This window comes from Pseudovibrio exalbescens DSM 16456, assembly GCF_000422785.1.
GTDB lineage: Bacteria > Pseudomonadota > Alphaproteobacteria > Rhizobiales > Stappiaceae > Pseudovibrio > Pseudovibrio exalbescens.
Window position 1 is genome coordinate 51,430 of sequence record NZ_AUGS01000008.1, and the last position, 23,066, is coordinate 74,495.

23 protein-coding genes and 1 other RNA gene are annotated in these 23,066 nt (G+C 54.4%); 2 read left to right on the plus strand and 22 right to left on the minus strand.

Going from position 1 to position 23,066, the window contains the following annotated elements:
* The first annotated feature begins 185 nt into the window (after positions 1-185).
* Positions 186-1,100, plus strand: a complete 915-nt coding sequence (locus G512_RS0107070; RefSeq protein WP_028481113.1) for a DMT family transporter — start codon at positions 186-188, stop codon at positions 1,098-1,100.
* Positions 1,101-1,177: 77 nt separating this feature from the next.
* On the opposite strand, the gene serA is transcribed toward G512_RS0107070, so the two are convergent.
* The 16 genes from serA to ruvC all read right to left on the minus strand — a co-directional run bounded on the left by serA (position 1,178) and on the right by ruvC (position 18,616).
* A complete protein-coding gene (gene serA / locus G512_RS0107075; RefSeq protein ID WP_028481114.1) occupies positions 1,178-2,764 on the minus strand; it encodes a phosphoglycerate dehydrogenase in 1,587 nt (528 codons plus the stop codon).
* A 103-nt stretch (positions 2,765-2,867) separates the two neighbouring features.
* Positions 2,868-4,043 (minus strand): phosphoserine transaminase, encoded by a 1,176-nt coding sequence (locus G512_RS0107080; RefSeq protein ID WP_028481115.1) that lies wholly within the window; start codon positions 4,041-4,043, stop codon positions 2,868-2,870.
* 305 nt (positions 4,044-4,348) lie between these two features.
* Positions 4,349-5,137 (minus strand): outer membrane protein, encoded by a 789-nt coding sequence (locus G512_RS0107085; protein WP_028481116.1) that lies wholly within the window; start codon positions 5,135-5,137, stop codon positions 4,349-4,351.
* A 212-nt stretch (positions 5,138-5,349) separates the two neighbouring features.
* Complete coding sequence (glmM, locus tag G512_RS0107090) at positions 5,350-6,696, minus strand: phosphoglucosamine mutase (RefSeq protein ID WP_028481117.1); 1,347 nt, start codon at positions 6,694-6,696, stop codon at positions 5,350-5,352.
* Positions 6,697-6,980: 284 nt separating this feature from the next.
* Positions 6,981-8,903: an ATP-dependent zinc metalloprotease FtsH gene (gene ftsH, locus G512_RS0107100; protein WP_028481118.1), complete on the minus strand. Its 1,923-nt coding sequence runs from the start codon at positions 8,901-8,903 to the stop codon at positions 6,981-6,983.
* A 233-nt stretch (positions 8,904-9,136) separates the two neighbouring features.
* The gene (gene tilS, locus G512_RS20295) at positions 9,137-10,456 is read right to left on the minus strand and encodes a tRNA lysidine(34) synthetase TilS (RefSeq protein WP_051269057.1); all 1,320 of its coding nucleotides are present in this window, start codon (positions 10,454-10,456) and stop codon (positions 9,137-9,139) included.
* Entirely contained in the window at positions 10,440-11,384 is a 945-nt protein-coding gene (gene ybgF / locus G512_RS0107110; RefSeq protein ID WP_028481119.1) for a tol-pal system protein YbgF, read from the minus strand. The genes tilS and ybgF overlap by 17 nt, the downstream gene beginning before the upstream one ends.
* Positions 11,385-11,557: 173 nt before the next feature.
* Positions 11,558-12,043 (minus strand): peptidoglycan-associated lipoprotein Pal, encoded by a 486-nt coding sequence (gene pal, locus G512_RS0107115; RefSeq protein WP_028481120.1) that lies wholly within the window; start codon positions 12,041-12,043, stop codon positions 11,558-11,560.
* A 142-nt stretch (positions 12,044-12,185) separates the two neighbouring features.
* The gene (tolB, locus tag G512_RS0107120; RefSeq protein WP_081657400.1) at positions 12,186-13,550 is read right to left on the minus strand and encodes a Tol-Pal system beta propeller repeat protein TolB; all 1,365 of its coding nucleotides are present in this window, start codon (positions 13,548-13,550) and stop codon (positions 12,186-12,188) included.
* A gap of 29 nt (positions 13,551-13,579) precedes the next feature.
* Entirely contained in the window at positions 13,580-14,515 is a 936-nt protein-coding gene (locus G512_RS0107125) for a cell envelope integrity protein TolA (RefSeq protein ID WP_028481122.1), read from the minus strand.
* Positions 14,516-14,521: 6 nt separating this feature from the next.
* On the minus strand, positions 14,522-14,974 hold the full coding sequence (locus tag G512_RS0107130; RefSeq protein WP_028481123.1) for an ExbD/TolR family protein: 453 nt from the start codon (positions 14,972-14,974) through the stop codon (positions 14,522-14,524).
* Between the two features lie 2 nt (positions 14,975-14,976).
* A complete protein-coding gene (tolQ, locus tag G512_RS0107135) occupies positions 14,977-15,690 on the minus strand; it encodes a protein TolQ (protein WP_028481124.1) in 714 nt (237 codons plus the stop codon).
* Positions 15,691-15,951: 261 nt separating this feature from the next.
* Positions 15,952-16,428 (minus strand): YbgC/FadM family acyl-CoA thioesterase, encoded by a 477-nt coding sequence (locus tag G512_RS0107145; protein WP_028481126.1) that lies wholly within the window; start codon positions 16,426-16,428, stop codon positions 15,952-15,954.
* Between the two features lie 6 nt (positions 16,429-16,434).
* Positions 16,435-17,484, minus strand: coding sequence for a Holliday junction branch migration DNA helicase RuvB (gene ruvB / locus G512_RS0107150; RefSeq protein ID WP_028481127.1), 1,050 nt, complete (start codon positions 17,482-17,484; stop codon positions 16,435-16,437).
* Positions 17,481-18,098: a Holliday junction branch migration protein RuvA gene (gene ruvA / locus G512_RS0107155; protein ID WP_028481128.1), complete on the minus strand. Its 618-nt coding sequence runs from the start codon at positions 18,096-18,098 to the stop codon at positions 17,481-17,483. Before ruvA ends, ruvB begins: the two co-directional genes overlap by 4 nt.
* Positions 18,095-18,616, minus strand: coding sequence for a crossover junction endodeoxyribonuclease RuvC (gene ruvC / locus G512_RS0107160; RefSeq protein ID WP_028481129.1), 522 nt, complete (start codon positions 18,614-18,616; stop codon positions 18,095-18,097). The genes ruvA and ruvC overlap by 4 nt, the downstream gene beginning before the upstream one ends.
* A gap of 256 nt (positions 18,617-18,872) precedes the next feature.
* Between ruvC and G512_RS0107165 the strand changes: the two genes are divergently transcribed.
* Positions 18,873-19,364 carry an Lrp/AsnC family transcriptional regulator gene (locus tag G512_RS0107165; RefSeq protein WP_028481130.1) on the plus strand — a complete coding sequence of 164 codons (492 nt, stop codon included), beginning with the start codon at positions 18,873-18,875 and terminating at the stop codon, positions 19,362-19,364.
* A gap of 62 nt (positions 19,365-19,426) precedes the next feature.
* On the opposite strand, the gene G512_RS0107170 is transcribed toward G512_RS0107165, so the two are convergent.
* The 6 genes from G512_RS0107170 to G512_RS0107190 form a co-directional block, all read right to left on the minus strand.
* Complete coding sequence (locus G512_RS0107170) at positions 19,427-20,170, minus strand: YebC/PmpR family DNA-binding transcriptional regulator (RefSeq protein WP_028481131.1); 744 nt, start codon at positions 20,168-20,170, stop codon at positions 19,427-19,429.
* A 241-nt stretch (positions 20,171-20,411) separates the two neighbouring features.
* A complete protein-coding gene (locus G512_RS0107175) occupies positions 20,412-21,233 on the minus strand; it encodes a TIGR00282 family metallophosphoesterase (protein ID WP_028481132.1) in 822 nt (273 codons plus the stop codon).
* Positions 21,230-21,838 carry a 5-formyltetrahydrofolate cyclo-ligase gene (locus G512_RS0107180; protein ID WP_028481133.1) on the minus strand — a complete coding sequence of 203 codons (609 nt, stop codon included), beginning with the start codon at positions 21,836-21,838 and terminating at the stop codon, positions 21,230-21,232. The genes G512_RS0107175 and G512_RS0107180 overlap by 4 nt, the downstream gene beginning before the upstream one ends.
* Positions 21,839-21,914: 76 nt before the next feature.
* Positions 21,915-22,074, minus strand: a non-coding RNA gene (gene ssrS, locus G512_RS22365) — 6S RNA.
* A gap of 43 nt (positions 22,075-22,117) precedes the next feature.
* A complete protein-coding gene (locus G512_RS20300) occupies positions 22,118-22,567 on the minus strand; it encodes a cell division protein ZapA (RefSeq protein WP_051269059.1) in 450 nt (149 codons plus the stop codon).
* A gap of 4 nt (positions 22,568-22,571) precedes the next feature.
* The gene (locus G512_RS0107190) at positions 22,572-22,868 is read right to left on the minus strand and encodes a DUF4164 domain-containing protein (protein ID WP_028481134.1); all 297 of its coding nucleotides are present in this window, start codon (positions 22,866-22,868) and stop codon (positions 22,572-22,574) included.
* Positions 22,869-23,066 lie beyond the last annotated feature (198 nt).

Here is a 23,066-nt window from a genome sequence, read left to right on the forward strand (position 1 = left end):
CCCCAACAAACGCATCTGACGAGTCCTTTGAGCGGTTCTTTTCCCAAGCTTCACTGCGGCTTATTGCTTCCTCTTAAAGGAAGGTGTCGGACGCAACTCGCAAATCGGGTTGTTGTTAGCTGGCGTTGCCTATCTACTCCGCCGTGCCGGCCCGCTCGGGCAAGCCGAATACGATTGGAGTGGACATGACACCTGCCCCCAAAATTGATCTCGTTTCCGCCGCCATGCTGCTCTGTCTGTCACTGCTTTGGGGAGGCTCCTTTTTCCTCGCCAAGATCGCAGTCGAATTCATGCCACCAGTCACCCTTGTGTTTTTCCGGGTCCTGATTGCCGCGACCATACTATGGTTGGTTCTTGTGGTTTTCGGAGAGTCGTTGCCGCTGCACGGCAGTTGGCCCCTTAAATTTCTCGGCCTGGGGCTCGTCAACAACGTTATCCCATTCTCACTCCTGTTTTGGGGCCAACAACACATAGCATCAGGTCTGGCATCAGTTCTCAATGCTTTTACGCCCATCTTCACAATGCTGGTCGCACACCAGATGACCCGGGATGAGCGTTTAAGCACTGCCAAGGTTCTCGCTGGTTTGATAGGCATTTGCGGCGTCGCTCTCATGTTGGGGGCAGACGCACTTCTTGGGGCAACAGAACGCATTGTTCCACAAGTGGCTTGTCTAGGTGCCGCGCTGTCCTATGCCATCGCCGCAACCATGGCAAAGCGCCTTAAAGCACTGCCGCCGCTCACCATAGCTACAGGACAACTCTCAGGGTCCACAGTCATCTTGGCACCCTTGATCTTGTTCACCACCTCGCCCACACAGCTTGCCACCGTGCCCAGTCAGATCTGGGGCGCAATTGCCGTTCTCGCCATTCTTTCAACCGCCTTGGCCTATCTGTTGTACTTCAGAATTCTTCAACGGGCGGGCGCAACGAACGCCGCACTGGTCACTTTTCTGGTTCCTGTCAGCGCGATCCTTCTGGGAACGGTATTCTTGAACGAGAGGCTCGAACCCAACCAATGGATAGGGATCGTTCTGATCGCACTGGCCCTCTTGATCATGGATGGACGCCTCATCCGGCGCCTGAGGGTAGGCCGCGCATGAAAAAGCGGGCCCCGATTCCGGGACCCGCCGACCTTCTGGAAGGTTCTGATTATCTTTTTTGATTCTTTCGCAACCTATTAGAAGTGCAGTTGCTTGACCTGATTCACCTGACCGATCGCAGCAATCTTTTCCAACGCATCTGCGGGAATCTCACCGTCGACCTCCACAAGACAGATCGCCTGTTCACCCTCGGCTTTACGCCCCAGATTGAACGTGGCGATGTTTACGCCTGCTTCGCCGAGGATAGACCCGAGCTGACCAATGAAGCCCGGCTTGTCATCATTTGTCACATACAACATGTTGGCGCCCAGCTCGGCCTCCATGTTGATGCCCTTGATCTGGATGATACGCGGCTTGCCATCAGAGAACACAGTACCGGCAACAGAGCGTTCTTGTCGTTCCGTTATGATCGTCAAGCGAATGTAGTTCTCATAAACACCATGCTGTTCACGCCGGATATCTTCGATGGTTATACCACGTTCTTTTGCCATCACGGGCGCAGAAACCATGTTCACCGTCTGCAGGAGTGGCTGCAAGACACCCGTCACGGCAGCAGCAGTAAGTGCCTTTACATTCATCTCTGCCACATCGCCCTCATATTCGATGCGGATGCCCTTGATCGCCGTCTCCGTGGCCTGACCGGCAAATGACCCAAGTAGTTCGGCGAGTTTGACAAATGGCGTCAACTTCGGCGCTTCTTCAGCAGTAATTGACGGCATGTTGAGCGCATTGGATACAGCACCCTTGATCAGGTAATCCGCCATTTGCTCTGCAACTTGCAAGGCAACATTTTCCTGAGCCTCAGACGTCGATGCTCCAAGATGCGGCGTGCAAACGACATTCGGCGCACCAAACAGAGGGTTTTCCTTGGCAGGCTCTTCAGCGAACACGTCAATGGCAGCACCGCCAACCTTGCCGGAATCCAGAGCAGCCCGTAAGGCAACTTCGTCGACCAGACCGCCTCGCGCGCAGTTGATGAGATAAGCGCCATGCTTCATCTTTTCGATTGCGGACGCATCGATGATATTGCGTGTCTTGTCCGTCAAAGGCGTATGCAGCGTGATGAAATCAGCACGGGCCAAAAGTGTATCGAGATCCACCTTCTCAACACCAATATCCTGAGCCCGTTCCTCGGACAGGAATGGATCAAATGCAATCACGCGCATCTTCAAACCAATCGCGCGATCCGCGACGATGGATCCAATATTGCCGCAGCCAATCAGCCCCAAGGTTTTTGAGGTAATCTCAGTTCCCATGAACTTTGATTTTTCCCATTTCCCAGCCTGAGTGGAAGCATCTGCAGCCGGAATCTGGCGCGCTACGGCAAACATCATTGCAACGGCATGTTCGGCGGTGGTGATCGCGTTGCCGAACGGGGTGTTCATGACGATAACACCCTTGGCCGTCGCCGCGGGAATGTCAACGTTATCAACACCGATACCAGCACGACCGACCACCTTGAGGTTGTCCGCCGCAGCAAGGATCTTCTCAGTTACCTTGGTTGCGGAACGGATCGCCAACCCATCATATTGGCCGATGATCTCAGCCAGCTTCTCCTTGTCTTTGCCCACATCGGGCAGGAAATCAACTTCACAGCCGCGCTCTTTGAAAATCTCAACGGCAGCAGCGGAAAGCTTATCGGAAATCAGTACCTTAGGAGCCATAGGACATTCCTCTCGTGCAGAAGGACAGGCCTGGCACCGTCTGGCGCCAGAGCATTCCATTTCTCTTCAGTAATTCTCAAGAATTAAGGGCGATGCGGCTTGTTCAGCCAGCGGCCACCAACTTTGCTTTTTCCGAGGCAAACGCCCAGTCCAGCCAAGGCAGCAGAGCTTCCACATCGGAAGTTTCAACCGTCGCACCGGCCCAAATGCGCAAACCCGAAGGCGCATCGCGATAAGCACCGATGTCGTAGGCTACGCCCTGTGCGTCAAGCGTGGAGACGATTGCCTTGGCAAACGCGGCCTGCTTGTCTTCCGGCAAAGCGACAACATCTGCATCAACGATTTTCAAGCACACAGATGTGTTTGACCGCGTTGCGGGATCCACGGCAAGGAAGTCTACCCAGTCGGTACGTTCCACCCACATAGCGATTGCATTTGCGTTTGCGTCAGCCCGGTTCACAAGGGCTTTCAAACCGCCAAGGTCTTTGCCCCATTTCAACGCGTCAATGTAGTCTTCGACGCAGAGCATGCTTGGCGTGTTGATGGTGGCACCCTCGAAGATACCTTCGATGAGCTTTCCGCCTTTTGTCATGCGGAAGATCTTTGGCAGAGGCCAAGCTGGAGTATAGGTTTCCAGCCGTTCAACAGCGCGGGGTGACAAGATCAGAATGCCGTGAGCACCTTCACCCCCCAAAACCTTCTGCCAAGAATACGTAATAACATCTAGCTTGGAATAGTCCAGCTCCTGCGCGAACGCCGCGGAAGTAGCATCACAAATCACCAGACCTTCGCGATCCGCAGCGATCCAATCCGCATTCGGTACCCGAACGCCAGAGGTCGTTCCATTCCAAGTGAAAACAACGTCGTGTGCTGGGTTTACCTGTGTCAGGTCGGGAATCTCGCCATATGGGGCGTCCAGTACCCGGGCATCAGTCAGCTTCAACTGCTTGATAACATCAGTTACCCACCCCGAACCGAAGCTTTCCCATGCCAGCATGTCAACAGGACGGGCGCCAAGCATAGACCACATCGCCATTTCAACGGCGCCGGTATCGGATGCAGGTACAATGCCGATACGGTAGTCAGCAGGTACCTCAAGAACTTCACGAGTAAGTTCAATGGCTTCTGCCAGCTTGGCTTTACCAATTTTAGCTCGGTGGGAACGGCCCAGAGGCGCGTCATTCAAAACGGCAGGCGTCCAAGCAGGACGCTTCGCGCACGGGCCCGAAGAAAAGTTCGGGTTTGCCGGTTTAACAGCCGGCACTTCAATATTCGTCATGTGACTACCCTTTCAGATAGGTGCCCCTCGTTGGGGAGGGGTGTCCCACCGACGGGTCTATGTGAAACCAAAGGTTCGGTCAACAAACTTTTGCGCTTCTTCAGTTTTCAGAACTTGCGCGCACACCGAATGCAAAGAAATAAACTTATGAATTTCAAAGGGTTACGACTCAGTATTTTTGACTGTATTTTTTATCCCAAATGATCGAATCACCTTGAGAATCGGTTCAGACGGGCCTTTTGACCGGCAATAAAAAAGGGGCCTGCTGATGCAGACCCCGTTTTGCATTCGCTATTTCCGGCGGATCAGTATTTGGACACGACCGGCCCAGGTGTATAGTCGGCATAGCTCGGACCGAACTCGTAGCGCATTCCAACACGGAACTCATGAGCCGACAGATCGCGGTATTCGATGGAGTCCGTGGCCCCCGCATCAGTGAATTTCTTGGTTTTGGCGTCACCGATGTTCAAGTACCTATAACCAGCGTCGATGTGCCAATGGGGGCTGATTGAGTACCCCACACCAGCCATAAGAGCCCACGAAAAGTTCCAGTTCGAGCCCCCCGGATATGCAACGCGTGCACCGCCATCATTGATCGCTTTGACTGAATCAACATTCACGTAGGACGCACCAATACCCGCCCCTACATACGGCGAAAAGCCGTTGTATTGCCCCAGATCCGCATAGACATTCCAAAGAACCGTCCACACATCGAGGGTGGCATACTCATCCGATGCGGCACTGGAACCTACACAGGAACTGATACAAGCCGCATTCGCATAGAAATCCGAATCCCACTCGTAGTCCAAGGTCACATCAGTTCGCAGGTAGTCATTGAAGCGATAGCCTGCACCAACGCCGACAACACCCGTCGGATCCATATCTTCATCATAGAAACCGACATGCGCAAAACCTGCATCCGGTTGAGTATAAACCTTGTACCCAATGTCACCGCGCAAGTACCAACCGCTGTTGCTTGCTTCCGGCACCACCGGCACATGTTCGATTACCGGCTCGGGAAGATCAGCAGCCCAAACGGCGCTTGCCGCTGCAGCGGCACAAGCGAACGAAACTACGCGAACTATCGATTTCATGTTTCTGCCCCTTCTGGCGGCCGCGCCTCCCGGCTGCAGCCCTACTCAAAACTCGAGGTCAGTAGACATGATAATAATTACCTATAAATTAACTATGGTGATTTACTGTAAATTTTAACGTAAACAAAGAATTAACGCTCGGTAGCACGTTGCCATCAAATAGAAAAGGCTGCCCACGGGACAGCCTTTTGCTTAACAAAGATATGAAATACTCACGCAGCTGCTTCAACAGCTCCCGCAATGGACGCCACCACATCTCCCAGTAGAGCCGCATCATCACACTCACCCATGACGCGGATCAACGGTTCAGTGCCAGAGGCGCGAATAACGAGGCGTCCGCAAGTACCCATGCGCTCCTCGCCAGCCTTGATTGCAGCCTGAACCTCTTCATTCTGCAGCGGCTGGCCGCCGTTGTATCGCACATTCTTCAAGATTTGAGGCACCGGTTCAAACCTGTTGCAGACCTCCGAAACCGGCTTGTCGTGTTTCTTCACGCAAGCGAGCAACTGCAGGGCTGCAACCAAGCCATCTCCAGTGGTCGCAAAATCAGAGAGGACGATATGGCCTGACTGCTCCCCCCCCACATTGAAGCCGTGGGCACGCATGTGTTCCACCACGTAGCGATCACCCACCTTGGTGCGAGCAAGCTGCAAGCCGATGTCATTCAGATACCGCTCCAACCCCAGATTGGACATGACAGTTGCAACTATTCCGGGGGCGGACAAACGATTATCTTCTTGCCATGACTGAGCAACGACCGCCATCAACTGGTCGCCATCGACAATACGTCCGCGTTCATCGGCGATGATAACGCGGTCCGCATCCCCATCCAGCGCTATACCGATATCCGCCCGAACCTCATGGACCTTGCGGCACAACGCATCAACCGAGGTAGAACCACATTCCTTGTTGATGTTAAAGCCATTAGGTTCCACACCAATCGGGAAAACCTCGGCCCCCAGCTCCCAAAGCACTTCTGGCGCCACCTTGTAGGCCGCGCCGTGAGCGCAGTCGATCACAACTCGCATACCTTCAAGCGAAATATCTCGGGGTAGTGTACGTTTCGCGAACTCCATATAGCGATCGCGTACGCCATCAATACGTTTTGCCCGGCCGAGTTCTTCTGGGGGCGCCAACACACTGGACAGATCATCCGCATCAATCAAACGCTCGATTTCAACTTCCGTCTCATCGGAGAGCTTGAAGCCGTCGGGTCCAAAGAACTTGATCCCATTGTCTTCAAACGGATTGTGAGACGCGGAAATCATAACGCCGAGATCAGCACGCAGCGAACGGGTCAACATGGCAACCGCCGGCGTTGGCATCGGTCCCAGAATGAAAACATCCAACCCAGCTGCCGTAAAACCAGCCACCAAAGCGTTTTCGATCATGTATCCTGAAAGACGCGTATCTTTTCCGATCACAACGCGATGGCGATATTTGCCGCGACGAAACGTAACGCCAGCGGCCATCCCCACTTTCAGAGCGATATCCGGCGTAATTGGCCATTTATTTGCCGTTCCGCGGATACCATCGGTACCAAAATATGTTCGCGACATGCGCTTGTCCTATTTACTCTCAGGTGCTCAGATCCGTTGACGCGAAAGCCCGAAGGCGATCAAGCTAGTCACGGCTTGTGTCTGTTGTCAGACGTCAAACCTTACACGGTCAAACACCAAAAACTCGTTGGTACTTGGCTTGATACAATCATCATGGCCGCTTGTGGGGTCAAAAAATGTTTTCTTTTGTTACCAACTGGCAAATGTAGGCAATACAATCCTCTAGAAACGCAAAAACGCCCGGTTTTCCACCGGGCGTTTGCATCTTGTACAAGAGCACTGGCTCAGCCCTGTGGCTGAGGCTCCAGCCCATCGCCACTGGCTTCACCGCCAGAGCGCTTGGATCCGGTAGACGGAATACCGGAAGACCGAGCGGGAGGCACATCATCTCCCGAATCCCGAACAGGCGGCTCGCCTTCAAGCAGTTTGCGAATTTCATCACCAGACAAGGTTTCGTATTCAATCAATCCCTTGGCGATGATGTGCAGCTCATCTTCATGTTCCGAAAGAATGCGCTTGGCAGTTTCGTATCCTTCGTTCACGAAGCGTTTGACTTCTTCATCTACCAGTTGCTGCGTTTCATCAGATACGTTCTGGTTCTTGGCAACCGAGTGGCCGAGGAAGACCTCCTCTTGGTTCTCGCCATACAGAAGCGGGCCCAATTTGTCTGACATGCCATACTGAGTTGCCATGGCACGGGCAAGCTTGGTTGCCATCTGAATATCGCCAGAGGCACCAGAGGTTACCTTTTCGTAGCCAAAAATCATCTCTTCAGCCACACGTCCACCCATTGCCACAGCCAGATCCGCATAACACTTGGCTCGCGTCAGAGATACCTGATCCTTTTCAGGCAAGCGCATCACCATGCCCAACGCGCGGCCACGCGGAATGATGGTGGCCTTGTGAATCGGATCAGAGGCCGGCATGTGAAGGGCCACCAGCGCATGGCCACCCTCATGATACGCCGTCAGCTTCTTTTCCTCTTCGGTCATGACCAAGGTCCGACGTTCGGAGCCCATCATCACCTTGTCCTTGGCGTCCTCAAACTCCGCCATGGTAACCAGACGCTTGGATCGACGCGCCGCCAGAAGGGCAGCTTCGTTCACCAGATTCATCAGGTCAGCACCCGAGAAACCGGGTGTACCTCGAGCAAGAGTTTTAACATCCACATCCGGAGCCAGGGGCACCTTGCGCATGTGCACCTTGAGGATCTTCTCACGGCCCGTGATGTCCGGGTTTGGAACCACGATCTGGCGGTCGAAACGACCAGGACGCAACAACGCCGGGTCAAGAACGTCAGGACGGTTGGTTGCCGCGATGATAATGATACCTTCGTTCGGCTCAAAACCATCCATCTCCACCAGCAACTGGTTCAAGGTCTGTTCACGCTCATCATTGCCGCCGCCAAGACCAGCACCACGATGCCGACCGACCGCGTCGATTTCGTCAATGAAGATGATGCAAGGTGCGTTTTTCTTCGCTTGTTCAAACATGTCGCGAACACGGGAAGCGCCCACGCCCACAAACATTTCAACAAAGTCCGAACCGGAGATCGTGAAGAACGGCACGTTGGCTTCGCCAGCAACCGCGCGAGCGGTAAGCGTCTTACCAGTACCAGGAGGACCTACCAACAAGCAGCCGCGCGGTATTTGACCACCAAGACGCTGGAATTTTTGAGGATCGCGAAGGAACTCAACGATTTCCTGCAGATCTTCTTTGGCCTCATCAATGCCGGCCACATCATCGAAGGTCACACGGCCCTGCGTCTCAGTCAGCAGCTTTGCCTTCGATTTGCCGAAACCCATAGCCTTGCCGCCAGACCCCTGCATCTGCCGCATCACAAAAATCCAGATACCGAGAATCAGCAGCATCGGGAACCAGGAAATCAATGCACCCAGCAATGAGAAGTTCTCGGAGGGCGGCTTAGCATTGATCATGACGCCCTTCGAGCGCAACAATTCAACGTACTGAGCGTTGTCCGGTGCATAGGTCTGGAATGACCCTCCGCTATTGTAGCTGCCCGAAATCTGCTGTCCCTCAATCGTAACCTCTCGAACATCCCCTTGCTCAGCTTGACTGAGAAACTGGGAGAACGGGACTTGATTGTCGCTCGTTCTGGAGGCTGGGCTTTGGAATAGCTGGAACAGAGCAATCAGCAGCAGGCCGATGATCACCCAAAGGGCGAAGTTCCTGAAATTTGCGTTCATTTCGATCCCTTTACCGCTGAGGCGCGGAGGTCTTCGCGTTTCGTATTTTCTCTTGTCGTAACATAGGGGTCACTGATGGACCTGCCAAGGTGGACTCAAGAATGACACGACGACAATTCGATTTTCTTAAGACAAAAAACCTCAGTTAATTGTCAGGTATTCCTGCTCCCTCTCACCTCTGGCATTTCCCCAAAAGGTACGACAGAGTATTGGGTACGTTGAATACCCCAACGTCATGACAATCCAGTATGGAGCAACTTCACGACACAAGTTGGGCAACTCGGTCCGCGAAGGCCAGATATGACGCCACCCGGTTCATCGACTACCGGGATGTAGGGCATCTGTCCCGGAATTACAACAAGCGGCGCACTGGCAAAGGCAGATTTCGGCCATTCCTGAGGGGGCTGAAGTCCAAAGGCGGCAAACCCACCAACCCCTAAAGGTTGAATAACGCTACCCGCTGGCACCTTCCGCGTCTCAAACAGGAACCGATTGTCCCAGTGCCCCACCCCTGTTTCAGGCAAGCTCAATGCATCGGGAGGGTTGCGACCCAATTCTCTAAACAAGAATGCATCTGTCCGTCGCAAGTGTACGCGTACGCCCCCCAATGTTGCGCCACCTGAGGCAAACGACAAATCGATCACTTTTGTGTAAAGACGCTCAATTTTGTTTAATCTCGGCGTGTAGTTACCGCCCCCGACAAGGCGAATGACCCGCGCCAAAAGCCGCAAACCCACCTCTTCAGGCAGCTCAGATAGTGCTCCGCGCGGTAAACGCACTGGCCCTGCCGGATGCATTTCACACTTTTCACGAAAGAAACGCGCGACCCACGCATCCAATGCCGAACGCGCGCGTCCCAGTCGACGTGCCGTATCGGCAAGTTTCTCCGCGGTAAGACCCAACTCTCCAAGCATGGCCATCGATTGACGAATACGCACGCGTTCGTAGTGGGGATCCAAGTTACTGGGATCCTCAACCCACGACAGCGCCTTGGCGCGCAATGTCGCCTCAAGCCGCGCTTTCGGCACTTCGAGCAGAGGGCGCAACAGCATGGGCTCGGTATCAGTTCGCACCCGGCTCATGCCGGCAAGACCGTAAACACCACTGCCACGAGCAAGCCGGTACAAGAACGTTTCAGCCTGGTCATCCAGATGATGAGCAAGCACGATCGCACTCGCCCCACTCTCACACGCAGCTTGTTCCAAGAGATTGTATCGAGCAGTCCGTGCCTTGGCCTGCACATTGCTCGACGGCTTGGGCTCATCCCATGTCACGATACGATGGGGAATGCCCAAATCATCGCAGACCTGTCTGACGACCAGAGCCTCATCAGCTGCTTCGGGGCGCAATTTGTGATCGACTGTGACAGCTAATAGCGCGGGTTTATTGTCTAGTGATCGCCGCCACTCGGCTAACAGCACCAATAATGCTAGGGAATCGGCGCCACCAGACACGGCGACAACAAGAGACTTGAAATCAGCGAGATCGGCAAACAGCACCTCGGCTTCATCTGGCCCAATCGGTGAGTGCGCTCGATCACTTGCAGTTGGCACGGCTTCTTTCGTTCTTTGCCTGACTCAGTACTTCGTTGGAAGCGGATGGAAACTTGGTCAAAAGCTCCGAATAAGTCGCACACGCCGCATCGTTTTCGCCTAGCCCAAACAACGATTGCCCCAACTTCAACAGGCTTTCAGGTGCAATGTCACTCGACGGGTAATCAGTGTAGCTTTTCAAGAAAGCATCAGCCGCCCCCCGATAGTCACGCTGCGACAGTAAGCTCTCCCCATACCAATACTGGGCATTGGGCGCCAAATCATGATCTGGATACATGCCTAAGAATGTATCGAACCCCTCGGCAGCAGCCGGATAGTTACCCGCCATGACCAGATCATAGAACATGTTGTAGTCGGCACGTGGGTTGCCTGTAATGGAAGACTGCACATCACCATTGAATGTCGCTACATCTGGACCACCGGGCGCAACCAGTATGTTCCCATCAGAGGCGTTGCCGCTAGAGGGCGCAGAAGCGGACGGTGCGCCGTTACTACCTTGCGCCAAGGCAGAAAGATCCAGAGGCCCGGCCCCTGTACCTTGCGCCGTATCGCGAATGTTCTGGGTTTGCTCGGTGCGCGATACCCGTGGGCCTGTTTGCTGCGGTTGTTGCTGAGGCTCTACACGCCCCTGCGTGGAAGAGTTTTGTTGCGGGCTTATTGGCGAGCCACCTTCCAGCTGTTGAAGGCGATACTCGTTGTCTTCCTGAGCCCTGCGCAATTGATCTTCCAGTGTACGCACCTGGAACTGAAGCTGTTCCACCTGTCCTGTCAGCGACCGGATTTGTTCTTCAAGCTGTCCAAGACGCGCGCTGGTCTGTGCTGCATCATCCCGATCAGATCCGAAAAGCTGCGCCGACGCGGGAGCCACAACGCTTGCACACAAAAAGAAACTTAAAAAATACGTCGCAACCTTGCGGTTCAGTGTCATCAAAATCTCCCGAGCAGCACCAATTCACTGATGAACTACTAGTAACATGCTGATATCGGCCAAATTTTGACACTTGGCCCTATCAAATCACCATAGGTTATTTTTCGGGCAACCTGAGCTGAAAAAGGGGCGCTTTGGTCAAGTCGCCCCTCTTTACCTCACTTCGCTGTGTATTAGCTGCCAGCGTTGTTGATCACAGTCACAGCACGGCGGTTCTGGCTCCAGCACGACGCAGCATTACACACCGCTACCGGACGCTCCTTGCCGTAGGAAATTGTCTTCAAACGGCTTGGGTTGATACCTTTGCCAACGAGATAATCGTAGGCAGACTGTGCACGACGCGCACCAAGGGCAATGTTGTATTGCCGGGTTCCGCGCTCGTCGGCATGCCCTTCAATGGTCACCGTGTAGCTGGAATACGCCTGCAACCACTGTGCCTGCTTGTCCAAAGTCGCCCGGGCTTCCGGTGACAAAGAAGACTGATCGTTCTTGAAGAAAACGCGATCACCCACGTTCACGACAAAGTCCTGACCAGAGCCGGGAACCACAGAGCCATTAGCGCCGAGTTCCGGGCGGGTTTGAGAACACGCTGCTGCGACAAGACAAACGGTCACCACAGCAACCAAACGCGCCGCACGCGCGAATAGTACATTTGACATCCTAGTACTCCTGATCCCCAAGATTCTATTAGGGTTGACCATTGCTAACCAAACTTGGTTAATCCGCCCTTCACAAGGTTGGTTAATGGTCCGTAAAGATTCATGCAATCCCAAAAGCGCTTGGAGCAGAATTGCCCTCGTTTTAGTTCAGCAACGGCGACCATGCCGGGTCGGACGCGAAATTGGGTGTGTTGACAATCTGCTCGTTATAGCCCGTCAAGTCTACGGTCCATACCTGTGGCCCTCCCTGCGCTCCGCGTGTATCCCGGAAGAAAGTGAGCACACGGCCATTTGGTGACCAAGCAGGCCCCTCGTTGTGGAACCCTTCAGTCAAGACACGCTCACCACTCCCATCTGGACGCATAACCCCGATCATGAACCGACCTTGATGAACTTTTGTGAACGCAATCAAATCACCACGCGGGGACCATACGGGAGTGGAATACCGACCCGGACCGAAGCTGATGCGTTGAGCGTTCTGACCATTGGCATCCATCACATATAGCTGCTGTGCGCCACCGCGATCACTTTCGAAAACGATCCTTTGCCCATCCGGCGAAAACGACGGACTGGTATCGATGGCGGCAGTATTGGTTAACCGCGTTGTACGTCGGGTGCGCAAATCCATAATGTAGATGTTTGCATTGCCCCCTTGCTGCAAACTCATGACCACACGCTGCCCATCCGGAGAAAACCGTGGGGCGAAAGTCATCCCGGGAAAGTTTCCAAGAATCTCACGTTGGCCTGTCTCGATGTTCAGAAGGTAGACTTGGGGGTTCTGTCCGGAATAGGACATGTATGTAATTTCCTGAGAAACAGGAGAAAAACGCGGCGTCAGAACCAGCTCCTCACCATTGGTTAGATACCGCACATTAGCGCCATCCTGATCCATGATCGCAAGTCGCTTGCGCCGAGCATCCTTGGGCCCACTTTCGTCCACGAACACGATGCGCGTGTCGAAGTACCCCTTCTCCCCGGTCAGGCGCTCATAAATCTCATCTGCAATGATGTGAGCCAGCCGCCGCCAGTTCTGAGGTGTGGTGAAAAACTGCTGGCCGATCAACTGCTGACCGGCATAAACATCCCAAAGCCGAAATTCTGCCTTGAGACGCCCATCCGGCAATTGGCTGATCGAACCCGTCACCAACGCTTGCGCGCCGATGGTGCGCCAGTCCCCAAACCGTGGCGAGCTGTTAACATTCATGTTTTGCTGGATGTGGGCAGCAGGATCAATGGGTCGAAACAAGCCCGACCGTTTCAGGTCGGCCGTCACGATGCCTGTGATCTGTTGGCCAAGATCGGCCTGAGGCCCGTTTGTCGCAAACACTGGCAAGGCAATGGGCATGGGCTCCAGATTACCTTGTGTAATATCGATTTCTATCAGTGCATGCGCAGGGCTCAGCAGCGCAACGCTGGCCAGAACCGTCAGGAAAAGGCTCTTCACCCGCGTGACTAAACACCTCAAAAAGGCGTTTCCAGTTTGCTCTGAGGTCGCCTGTACAGACATTGACCTTAGCTCCTTTTCATCCAATCGGCTTAGTATCCAAGCATTTCGCGTGGATCAAAGTTGAGAATGATTGTCTGCCATGATTCGTACTTGGAAATCGGCAGAGAATATGGACCGCAGCGATATACAGCGCGAATTGCACTCTGGGCCGCAGCATTGAAAGCAGGATTGCCATTGGCATTCAGCACTTTCGGCTGGCCCTGAACTTCTCCGTTCTCACTCATGGAGAACTGAAGACGGACCACGAGTTCTTCCGCGCCTACAGCCCCTACTGGCGGGTTCCAACAACGCGCCACCTGCGAACGCAGCGCATCGAGCTCGGATTGGGACATGCGCACGCCGATCTGACCGCGATCTGACCCCAATGACGCAGGCTGCTGCGAGTTTGAGGTTCCACCGCCGCTCGGTGTTGTCTTGTTCAACAAGGCCGCAATATTGTTAGGGTCGAATTGTTCCTTCGGCGGCTCCGGCTCGCGCGGGCGCGGCGGAACACGGGGTTTTATCCGAGGACGAACCTTGACTATTTGCTGCTCCGGCTCTTCGGTGCGGTCGACTTCCGGCCCCAACTCGGCGGTTTCAGAAACGGCCTCCTCCGGTGCCGGCTCCGCTGCTGGCTCAGGCTCGGGTTCGGGCGCAGGAGGCGGCGGTGTCTGCTCGACGGCGGCTTCCTGCACAGGACGATCCGTTTCCGGTCCCGGTGCACTTGTCTCATTGTCACGGGGCCTGTCAGCGGCCTCAGGTTTCTCCTGAGGCGGCTTCTCAGCGGGCTTTACGGCTGCCTCGCGAATTTCCGTCTCTTCCTTGGTGCCCAATTGCAACTGTGTCATCTCGGAGACAGGAACCAGCTCAACCGGCAACGAATCCACCGGCGCAACAGACAGATCCCGCCCGCCGGTGAAGCCAATCACCCCGGCGACGAGAATGGCCAAGTGGCCTACTGCCGATGCAATAAGAGCTTTCCGCATGACCTGTTAGCTACCCTGTTCCTCGAGCGTGACCAAGCCGATCCGCTTGTATCCGGCAGCATTGATCCGCCCCATGACCTTCATGATGACGCCATAATCCGCATCCTGATCGCCGCGCACATAAAGGCGCTGGTCGTATCCATTCACGGCAATGGCTTCCAGTTTCGGGATCAACTCATCCAGCGGTATCTCGGTATCCTGAATGAATACGCGGCCATCCACATCCACAGATATGGCAATCGGCTCCACATCACCTTCCATAGGTGTGGCACGTGTTTCGGGCAGGTCAATTGGCACACCTACCGTAAGAAGCGGTGCCGAAACCATGAAAATGATCAGCAGAACCAGCACCACATCCACAAACGGCGTTACGTTGATCTCGCTGATTGGCGCGCTGTGGCGCCCGCGTCTGCCACGACGCCCGGCTCGTCCGCCGCTGGAGCCCACACTCATGCCCATGTTTACACCCGCTCATCAATGCGGCGAGACAGTATCGCCGAAAACTCGTCTGCAAAGCCTTCCATACGCGCTGCCAACTTACCGGAATCCGATTGCAGCTTGTTATAGGCAATAACAGCGGGAATGGCGGCCATCAGGCCTATCCCGGTCGCAAGCAATGCCTCGGCAATGCCCGGTGCCACCACAGCAAGGCTTGTATTCTTGGATGCCGCAATGGAGGTAAACGAGTTCATGATGCCCCACACGGTACCGAACAGCCCGATGAACGGTGCGGCGGCGCCGACTGTGGCTAAAAACATCAACCGCTTTTGCAAACGTTCAACTTCGCGGGTAATGTTCAGATCCATCACGCGATCGATCCGCTGTTGCAGGCTGGCAATCGCCGGACGCTGGCCTTCGTGCGACCGCTTCCATTCCCGCATCGCCGCAACAAACAACGCAGCCATGCCATTGTTGGCGCGCGTGGAGAGCGATTTGTACAAATCTTCCAGAGACTGGCCGGACCAGAACACATTCTCGAACCGATCCATCTGCTTGCGCGTCCGGCGGTACAAGACAATCTTGTCAAAGATGATCGCCCAACTCCAGATCGACGCCATCAGCAGACCGATCATCACCAGCTTGACGACAATATCCGCCTCGAAGAACAGCGATAGAAACGACAGGCTGGCGCCAGGTGTCGCCAGCGCAACTTCAGAAACGGCTTCAGGATTCATGCAGCAAGGCCCTCTCGCCCCTATGTAACTAGCAAATGCACTCGCGAAGGCAGCCCCTCGCCCCAGAGTGCTTCGACTTTCAGGAAAACTTGGGTGTCTTCCTGCATCCCGAATTTGGCGAAACTTCGACTGGGGCCAACCGGGATCGGCATGACGATAAAGAACTGCTTATGGTTACTGAAGAATTAAGAGGAGAGGAGTTCAATCAACCGTGATTGTAATATGATAAGAAAAAACCAGAGATTTAACAGGGAGCAGCCTTCAGTTTGCCAAGCCACTTGCCACAATCAGGCGCTCTGCCAAATGCCTTGGCATTCGCCGCGGACCGCCGCCGGGCTGGATGACAGCCACGGTAACAACAGCAGAGAACAAGATCTCACCAGCCCGCGTGACGTCCTGACGCAGCACCAATCGTGCACCTTTCAACACTTCCAGTCGCGTAACCACCTCCAGCACATCATCAATCCGCGCAGGTCGCAGAAAATTGATATCCATGTGACGCACTGCGAAGGCCAATGTTCCACCATGGACACCATCCTCCAACTCATGATGATGAATATCGCAAACCCGCAAGAAGTCTGAGCGGCCCCGTTCAATGAACTTGAGATAAGCCGCGTGATACACCACACCTGTAAAATCCGTATCTTCGTAATATACCCGGACCGCCAAAACGTGCCCGTTCGACGTCAAACGCCCGGCAAGGTCTGGCCATTCGTGCTGTGTATCTTGTGTACTCATGATGGATTACAGTTCTTCTTCGCTATCAAAAAACGTCATTTGTGGCACGTTTGTGCTGGAGGGCACAGAAAGGCCCAAATGACGGAACGCAATGGGCGTCAAAATACGACCACGGGGCGTGCGCTGAAGGTACCCATTCTGAATGAGGTAGGGCTCCACGATGTCTTCGATGGCATCCCTTGGCTCAGACAACGCAGCAGCGATGGTCTCTATACCAACCGGACCACCACCAAAGTTTCGGGCAATCTGTTCCAGATAGCGGCGGTCAAGACTGTCAAAGCCTGCAGAGTCCACTTCAAGCTGAAGCAAGGCACGATCAGCCAAAGCTGCATCGATTTCCTCAATCCCGGCCACTATTGCGAAATCTCGAACGCGGCGCAGCAGCCGCCCTGCAATACGCGGCGTTCCTCGCGAACGCTTGGCAATCTCACGCGCACCTTCTGCGCTCATGCCAATACCGAGCAGACGGGCACCGCGCGTAACGATCTGCATAAGCTCTTCTGCGGTATAAAACTCAAGCCGAACCGGAATACCAAAGCGGTCGCGCAATGGCGTCGTCAGCAAACCCAACCGGGTTGTCGCAGCCACCAGTGTGAACTTGGCCAAATCAATCTTGACTGAGCGAGCGGCAGGCCCTTCACCGATAATCAAATCGAGCTGGAAGTCTTCCATTGCTGGATACAGCACTTCTTCCACCGCGGGATTGAGGCGGTGAATCTCGTCGATGAACAAAACATCTCGATCTTCAAGATTGGTCAACAACGCGGCCAGATCGCCTGCCTTGGCAATAGCCGGGCCGGATGTGGCACGAAAATTCACCCCCAGCTCCCGCGCCATGATCTGCGCCAGGGTTGTTTTTCCAAGTCCTGGAGGCCCGACAAACAAAACGTGGTCCAGCGCCTCGCTCCGCGCCTTAGCCGCGCCAATGAAAACCTTGAGATTCTCGCGCGCCTGCCGTTGGCCGGTAAAATCATCCAACGTTTGCGGGCGCATGCCGCTATCGATCTCATCACCGCGGATTTCGGGGGTCACGATGCGCTGATCACTCTCTGTCATGCTGAAAGTTCCTTCAGGCCAAGACGGATCAACGTCTCAGCACTTGCCTCTTCTCCGGCCGTTTTAACCGCAGCGGCAACTGCTGCGGAGGCCTGAGCTGGTTGATATCCCAGATTGGTCAACGCTGATACCGCATCTGCTACCGGGCGGGCTGCGTTATTTTGCTGAACGGACGCGCTGACCTGAATGGTACTGTCATCCACACTCGCAAAATTCGGAGCCTTGTCCTTCAACTCCGACGCTATCCGCTCGGCCACCCTCTTACCAACCCCGGGCGCGCGTGTAATGGATGTCTTGTCGCCCAACGCAATGGCATTGGCAACCTCACTCGCCTTCATCACCCCGAGTATGGCAAGAGCAACCTTGGCACCAACCCCCTGCACAGTCATGAGAAGACGGAACCATTCGCGCTCATTGTCATCCTGAAAACCGTAGAGTTTAATCAGGTCTTCACGCACGACGGTCTCGATCGCCAACACCGCTGCTTCTCCCGCGCGCGGCAAATGCTGCAGTACCCGAGACGGACAATGCACCTGATAACACACACCCTGAACATCCAGCAGAACATAATCCTCACCGAAACTGTCCACCACGCCTTTCAGCTTTCCGATCATTTTGCATGCACTCCAGCTAAGGCCATACGACCTTGCGCGCTGCCCCGATGGTGCGCGTGACAAATGGCGATTGCGAGCGCGTCGGCCGCATCGTCCGAATTAAAAACCGCTTTTGGCATCAAGACCTTCACCATCATGCGGATTTGTTCTTTGTCCGCATGACCCGTTCCCACCACAGTTTTCTTCACGAGATTGGGCGCGTATTCGGCCACAGCAAGGTTATGCAGCGACGGCACAAGAAGTGCAATTCCTCGCGCCTGACCCAATTTCAGTGTCGCTCCCGCATCCTTGTTGACGAAAGTGTTTTCAACTGCAGCCTCTTCAGGTTCGTGCAGTGCGATGACGTCGTGAAGCGCGTCATGCAACTGCCGCAACCGCTCAGCCAAGCTCGCCTTGCTGTCAGACGTAAGTGTGCCACTGGCAATAAAGCTTACCCGATTGCCCTGTGCTTCAATCACACCCCAACCGGTGCGCCTCAAACCCGGGTCGATACCCAGTATGCGGATCCTGTGATTCATAGAACAAACCGGTAACAAATTATTGGGCTACGTGCCACAACAACACCGCGGCGCACAGAGTTTTACAGTGTGTTCTGCACACTAAGCCTTCGATATGACCGAATTCCGCTTCACCAGCAAACCACTCTCTTGAGCATTGCTCTTGACCAAACCGCGAACGATCTAGTCTTTTAGTCCAAACATCTTGTCGTTTTTCGATAATTTGGATAGATTTTTTGAAATATTGTTTTCAGCCATGCGGAAGTTGACATCTTTCATGCCAAAAAACGATCTCGACAAGACTGACCTTGAAATCTTGAAAAACCTTCAGGCCGACGGCCGCCTGACGAATGTTGAGCTTGCAACCAAGATCGAGCTATCTCCCTCACCGTGCCTGCGTCGGGTAAAGCAACTGGAAGAATCCGGCGTAATCAGCGGGTATCAAGCTGCGCTCAATCGCAAGGCGGTGGGGCTGGACATGACAGTATTCGTGGAAATGCGCGTGGTGAAACAAGATCGCGCCCGTGTGATGAGCATCCTCGAGCAACTGACCAACCAGAGCGAAGTTGTTTCCTGTCACCTTGTCTCAGGACAATCGGATATCCTTGCGGAAATCGTGGTACCCTCGTTGGAAGCTTACGACGCTTTCCTCTCTGACTTCCTGATGACATTGGAAGGGGTAGAAGACGTGCGCTCCAACTTTGCCATTCGGACCTTGAAGGCGAACGGCCCTCTTCCGTTGCAACATCTGGAGCGTAGTGACCAATAAAAAGAGCGGTGCAACGATCGCTGCCCGCCCCTTTTGGTCATTCATACTCGCCAGATTTCGGCTCAGCCGAGTTTCGCCATGATCTCATCATCAATGTCGAAGTTGGAGAACACGTTCTGAACATCGTCGTCTTCGTCCAGCACATCCATCAGCTTCATCAGCGTGCCAGCCTTTTCCTCGTCGACTGAAACGAGGTTCTGTGGCTTCCAGATGATTTTTACGGATTCGGCTTCACCCAACTGTTCTTCCAGCGCGGTCGAGACGTCGGAAAGGTCCTCAAACGCACAGATGATCGTGTGGCCGTCTTCATCAGAGACCACATCATCAGCACCCGCTTCAATGCCTGCTTCGAGAATGGCATCCGCTTCACCAGCTTCCGGTTTGTAAACAATCTCGCCGACACGGTCGAACATGAATGAGACAGAGCCTGTTTCACCCATGGAGCCGCCATACTTTGTGAAGTAGGAGCGCACATTGGCTGCGGACCTGTTGCGGTTATCCGTCAACGCCTCAACAATGATGGCAGTGCCGCCCGGACCATAGCCCTCATAGCGAATTTCATCATAGTTTGCAGCATCACCACCCTGGGATTTGGCAATCGCCCGCTGGATGTTGTCCTTGGGCATGGATTGCCCCTTGGCATTCTGAATTGCCAAACGCAAACGCGGATTCTTTTCCGGGTCGGGGTCGCCCATTTTTGCGGCGACGGTAATCTCTTTGGAAAGTTTGGAGAACATCTTGGAGCGCGCGGCGTCCTGACGACCCTTGCGGTGCATGATGTTCTTGAATTTTGAATGTCCGGCCATATAACTCTCAGGCTTGCTGCTTGTCTGTTGTTAAACTCTGAAGACAGGGTTCGCAGATGGCGCACCCGCCGCACACCGTATTCATGTATGCGGAGCGCAGCAGCATCGCAAACCGCCTCAATTCGTCCGTGCGCCGCTTATAAAATGTCAAAGGCGCAAAATCCAGCGCCCACTGACCATTTTTCCGAGATGACACAACGAAGCTGTCGCTTCTGATACCCCTCCGGCATCACTTGGTGAGCTATGACCAAAAATCTGGCATGACCTGAGACAGCCGCCCACCAATGCGCACGGGAGAGATCGCCGTGGCCAGACCCGTCCGGTCATCCGTCTCAACAGCCACACCGGAAATGGTCGCCTCTCCGAGCGACGGCGTGAACCGACCTCCAGGAATCTTGCGCATGAAGCGATTCACCGGTTCGTCCTTGTCCATACCCAGCACGGAATCATAGTCCCCGCACATGCCCGCATCCGACATGTAAGCCGTCCCACCCGTCAGAATTTGATGATCGGCTGTAGGGACATGTGTATGCGTACCCACAACAAGGCTGGCACGCCCATCGCAAAAATGCCCCATTGCCTGCTTTTCGCTCGTTGCTTCAGCGTGCATATCAACGATAATGGCGTCCGCAACTTCCCCAAGCGGGCACTCGTCGAGGATCTGGTCGATTGACGCAAACGGGTCATCCAGCGGATCCATGTAGATGCGTCCCATGACGTTGGCTACAAGCACGTTCGCACCGTTGCGCGCACGATATAGGTTTGCCCCCCGTCCCGGAGCCCCCGCAGGATAGTTGGCCGGACGCAAAAGCTGGGGCTGCCGTTCGATGTACACCATCGTCTCGCGCTGATCCCAAACGTGGTTGCCCGTTGTGACAACATCCGCACCGGCATCGATGACATTTTGGAGGATCTCCTCCGTGATGCCGAAACCAGAGGCCGCATTTTCACCATTCACGACCACAAAATCGAGTTGGTTCGCTTCCACAAGGCTTGGCAGTTGTTCAATCACCGCATTTCGACCAGCCCGGCCGACCAAGTCTCCGAGAAACAGGAGCCTCATTCAATATCCTTACGTGTCTTGGTGCGCAGTGGTCCGCGCTCAGTCAAAATAATATCCAGCATCCGATCATGCGGCTCCACAGGCACCTGCTCCAGCTCCTGACAGGCAAAACCAACGCCAATAGCCAGAACCGGCCCGCCTTTTTCCAATCGCGTCAACGCCCGATCATAAAAGCCCTTGCCATACCCCACCCGTCGACCGGCGCGATCGAAGCCAGCCAGGGGAACGAGCAGAACATTAGGCGCAACTTCAATCGCCCGCTCATCCGGACCATACGTGCCAAAACCCGCTGGCACGAGATCATCTTCACGCCCCAGTTTTCGGAAAATCAGTTCTTCACCCTTTACGATGGGCAAGCAGATCTCCGCCCCTCGTTCTGAGAGCTTGGACATGAGCGGACGCGGATCGATCTCATCGCGAATTGGCCAAAATCCCGCCACCTTGGCAGCAGCTGGTAACGACAATTGATCCGCATATAGCGCAATTTCAAGGGAACGTTCAATCCGCTGCTGCACGGTCAAAGCACGGCGTTGTAACAGCGCTTTCTTACGCGCGGCCTCTTTCGCCTTCTGAAGATCACTGAACTGGGAGTTTGAATTCTGCACTGGCACTTCCGATCACGACACAGTTGGACTAATTGAAAACTGTGCCGGAAAACGAGCGAGTAAAGAAGAAAAAAGGCGCGTGCCGCGTCGGCCGTCGAAAGCGTGCAATCCCGGAGAACCTACAAAGTAGGTGGGCGCCGTTGTGCCCAAGCCCACGGGCCAAGGCAGGGACAGCTCCCTTAGGAATGCGTAAGGCCCCGGGGATATAGTGTTTCTAACGCACCGCGCAGCGACGCTCAGCCCCATATAGTAAAGACTGTTTCGAAATGCCAGCACCACCTATGAATTTGTGCTGGTTTCCTCATTATTCTCTTCGCTTTCATTCGCCTCTGCTGCAGGAAGTGTCGCCAGTTTTTCCGCCAACTGCTCTATTTGCCCTGCCGCGTCCGAGACTTTTTCAGCCAACACCGCTTCACGTCCGGCATGCTCTGATTCAAGACCATCCAAACGCTTCTGCAAGGTTGCCTTTTCAGCTTCAATGCGCTGTTCAAGCTCTTCTTTCTCAGCCTTCAGACTCTCAAAACGACGCTGGGCTTCCGACGCCTGATCTGTAGCCATGATGCCTGCCATCACGGTGAGACGAAGGTCACCAATTTCTCCGAAACTGGACCGCAGCATATTGATATTGTTATCAAATTTTTCTGCCAACCCGAGGAGGCGCTCCTCTTCACCCTCGTCGCATGCCATGCGGAAGCTGCGTCCGTTGATGCTGACGGTAATTTGGGGCATACGTTCAGCCTCCGTGCTTTACAAGAACTGCGCGAATGGTCTCCATCGCGGAAACCAAGCGACGGGACACCTCGCGATTGACCGCCTCCAATCGCTCAGCTTTGGCTTCAGCTTCGTCGAGCGTTGCCGCCAATTGTGAACGATCCTCCGCCAGCCGCTGAAGATCATCTTCCAATGTTTCCACGGACTTGTCGTGAGACAGCCGTCGCCCTGCAGCCGCCTCCAGCTTACTGATGGCGGCAGTCAGGCGGTCAAAGGCCTTATCTAGGTCCTGCCCGTTTTCCATCTCCACCTTCGACATACAAAAACGTTAACCACATCTCTCCCTACAGCCCGCAAGGAGGGTGGCGCAATGCAGAATATGCAATGGGGACCTCACTATGCCATGCTTTATTGTGAAAGCTCGCGGATCGCCTCTGTTATTCACATGATATCTAAACTCTTCAGCCGAAGCCCGGAAAATAGAACAGTTTTTCCAGCCAGAGCAAAACTTGTGTTA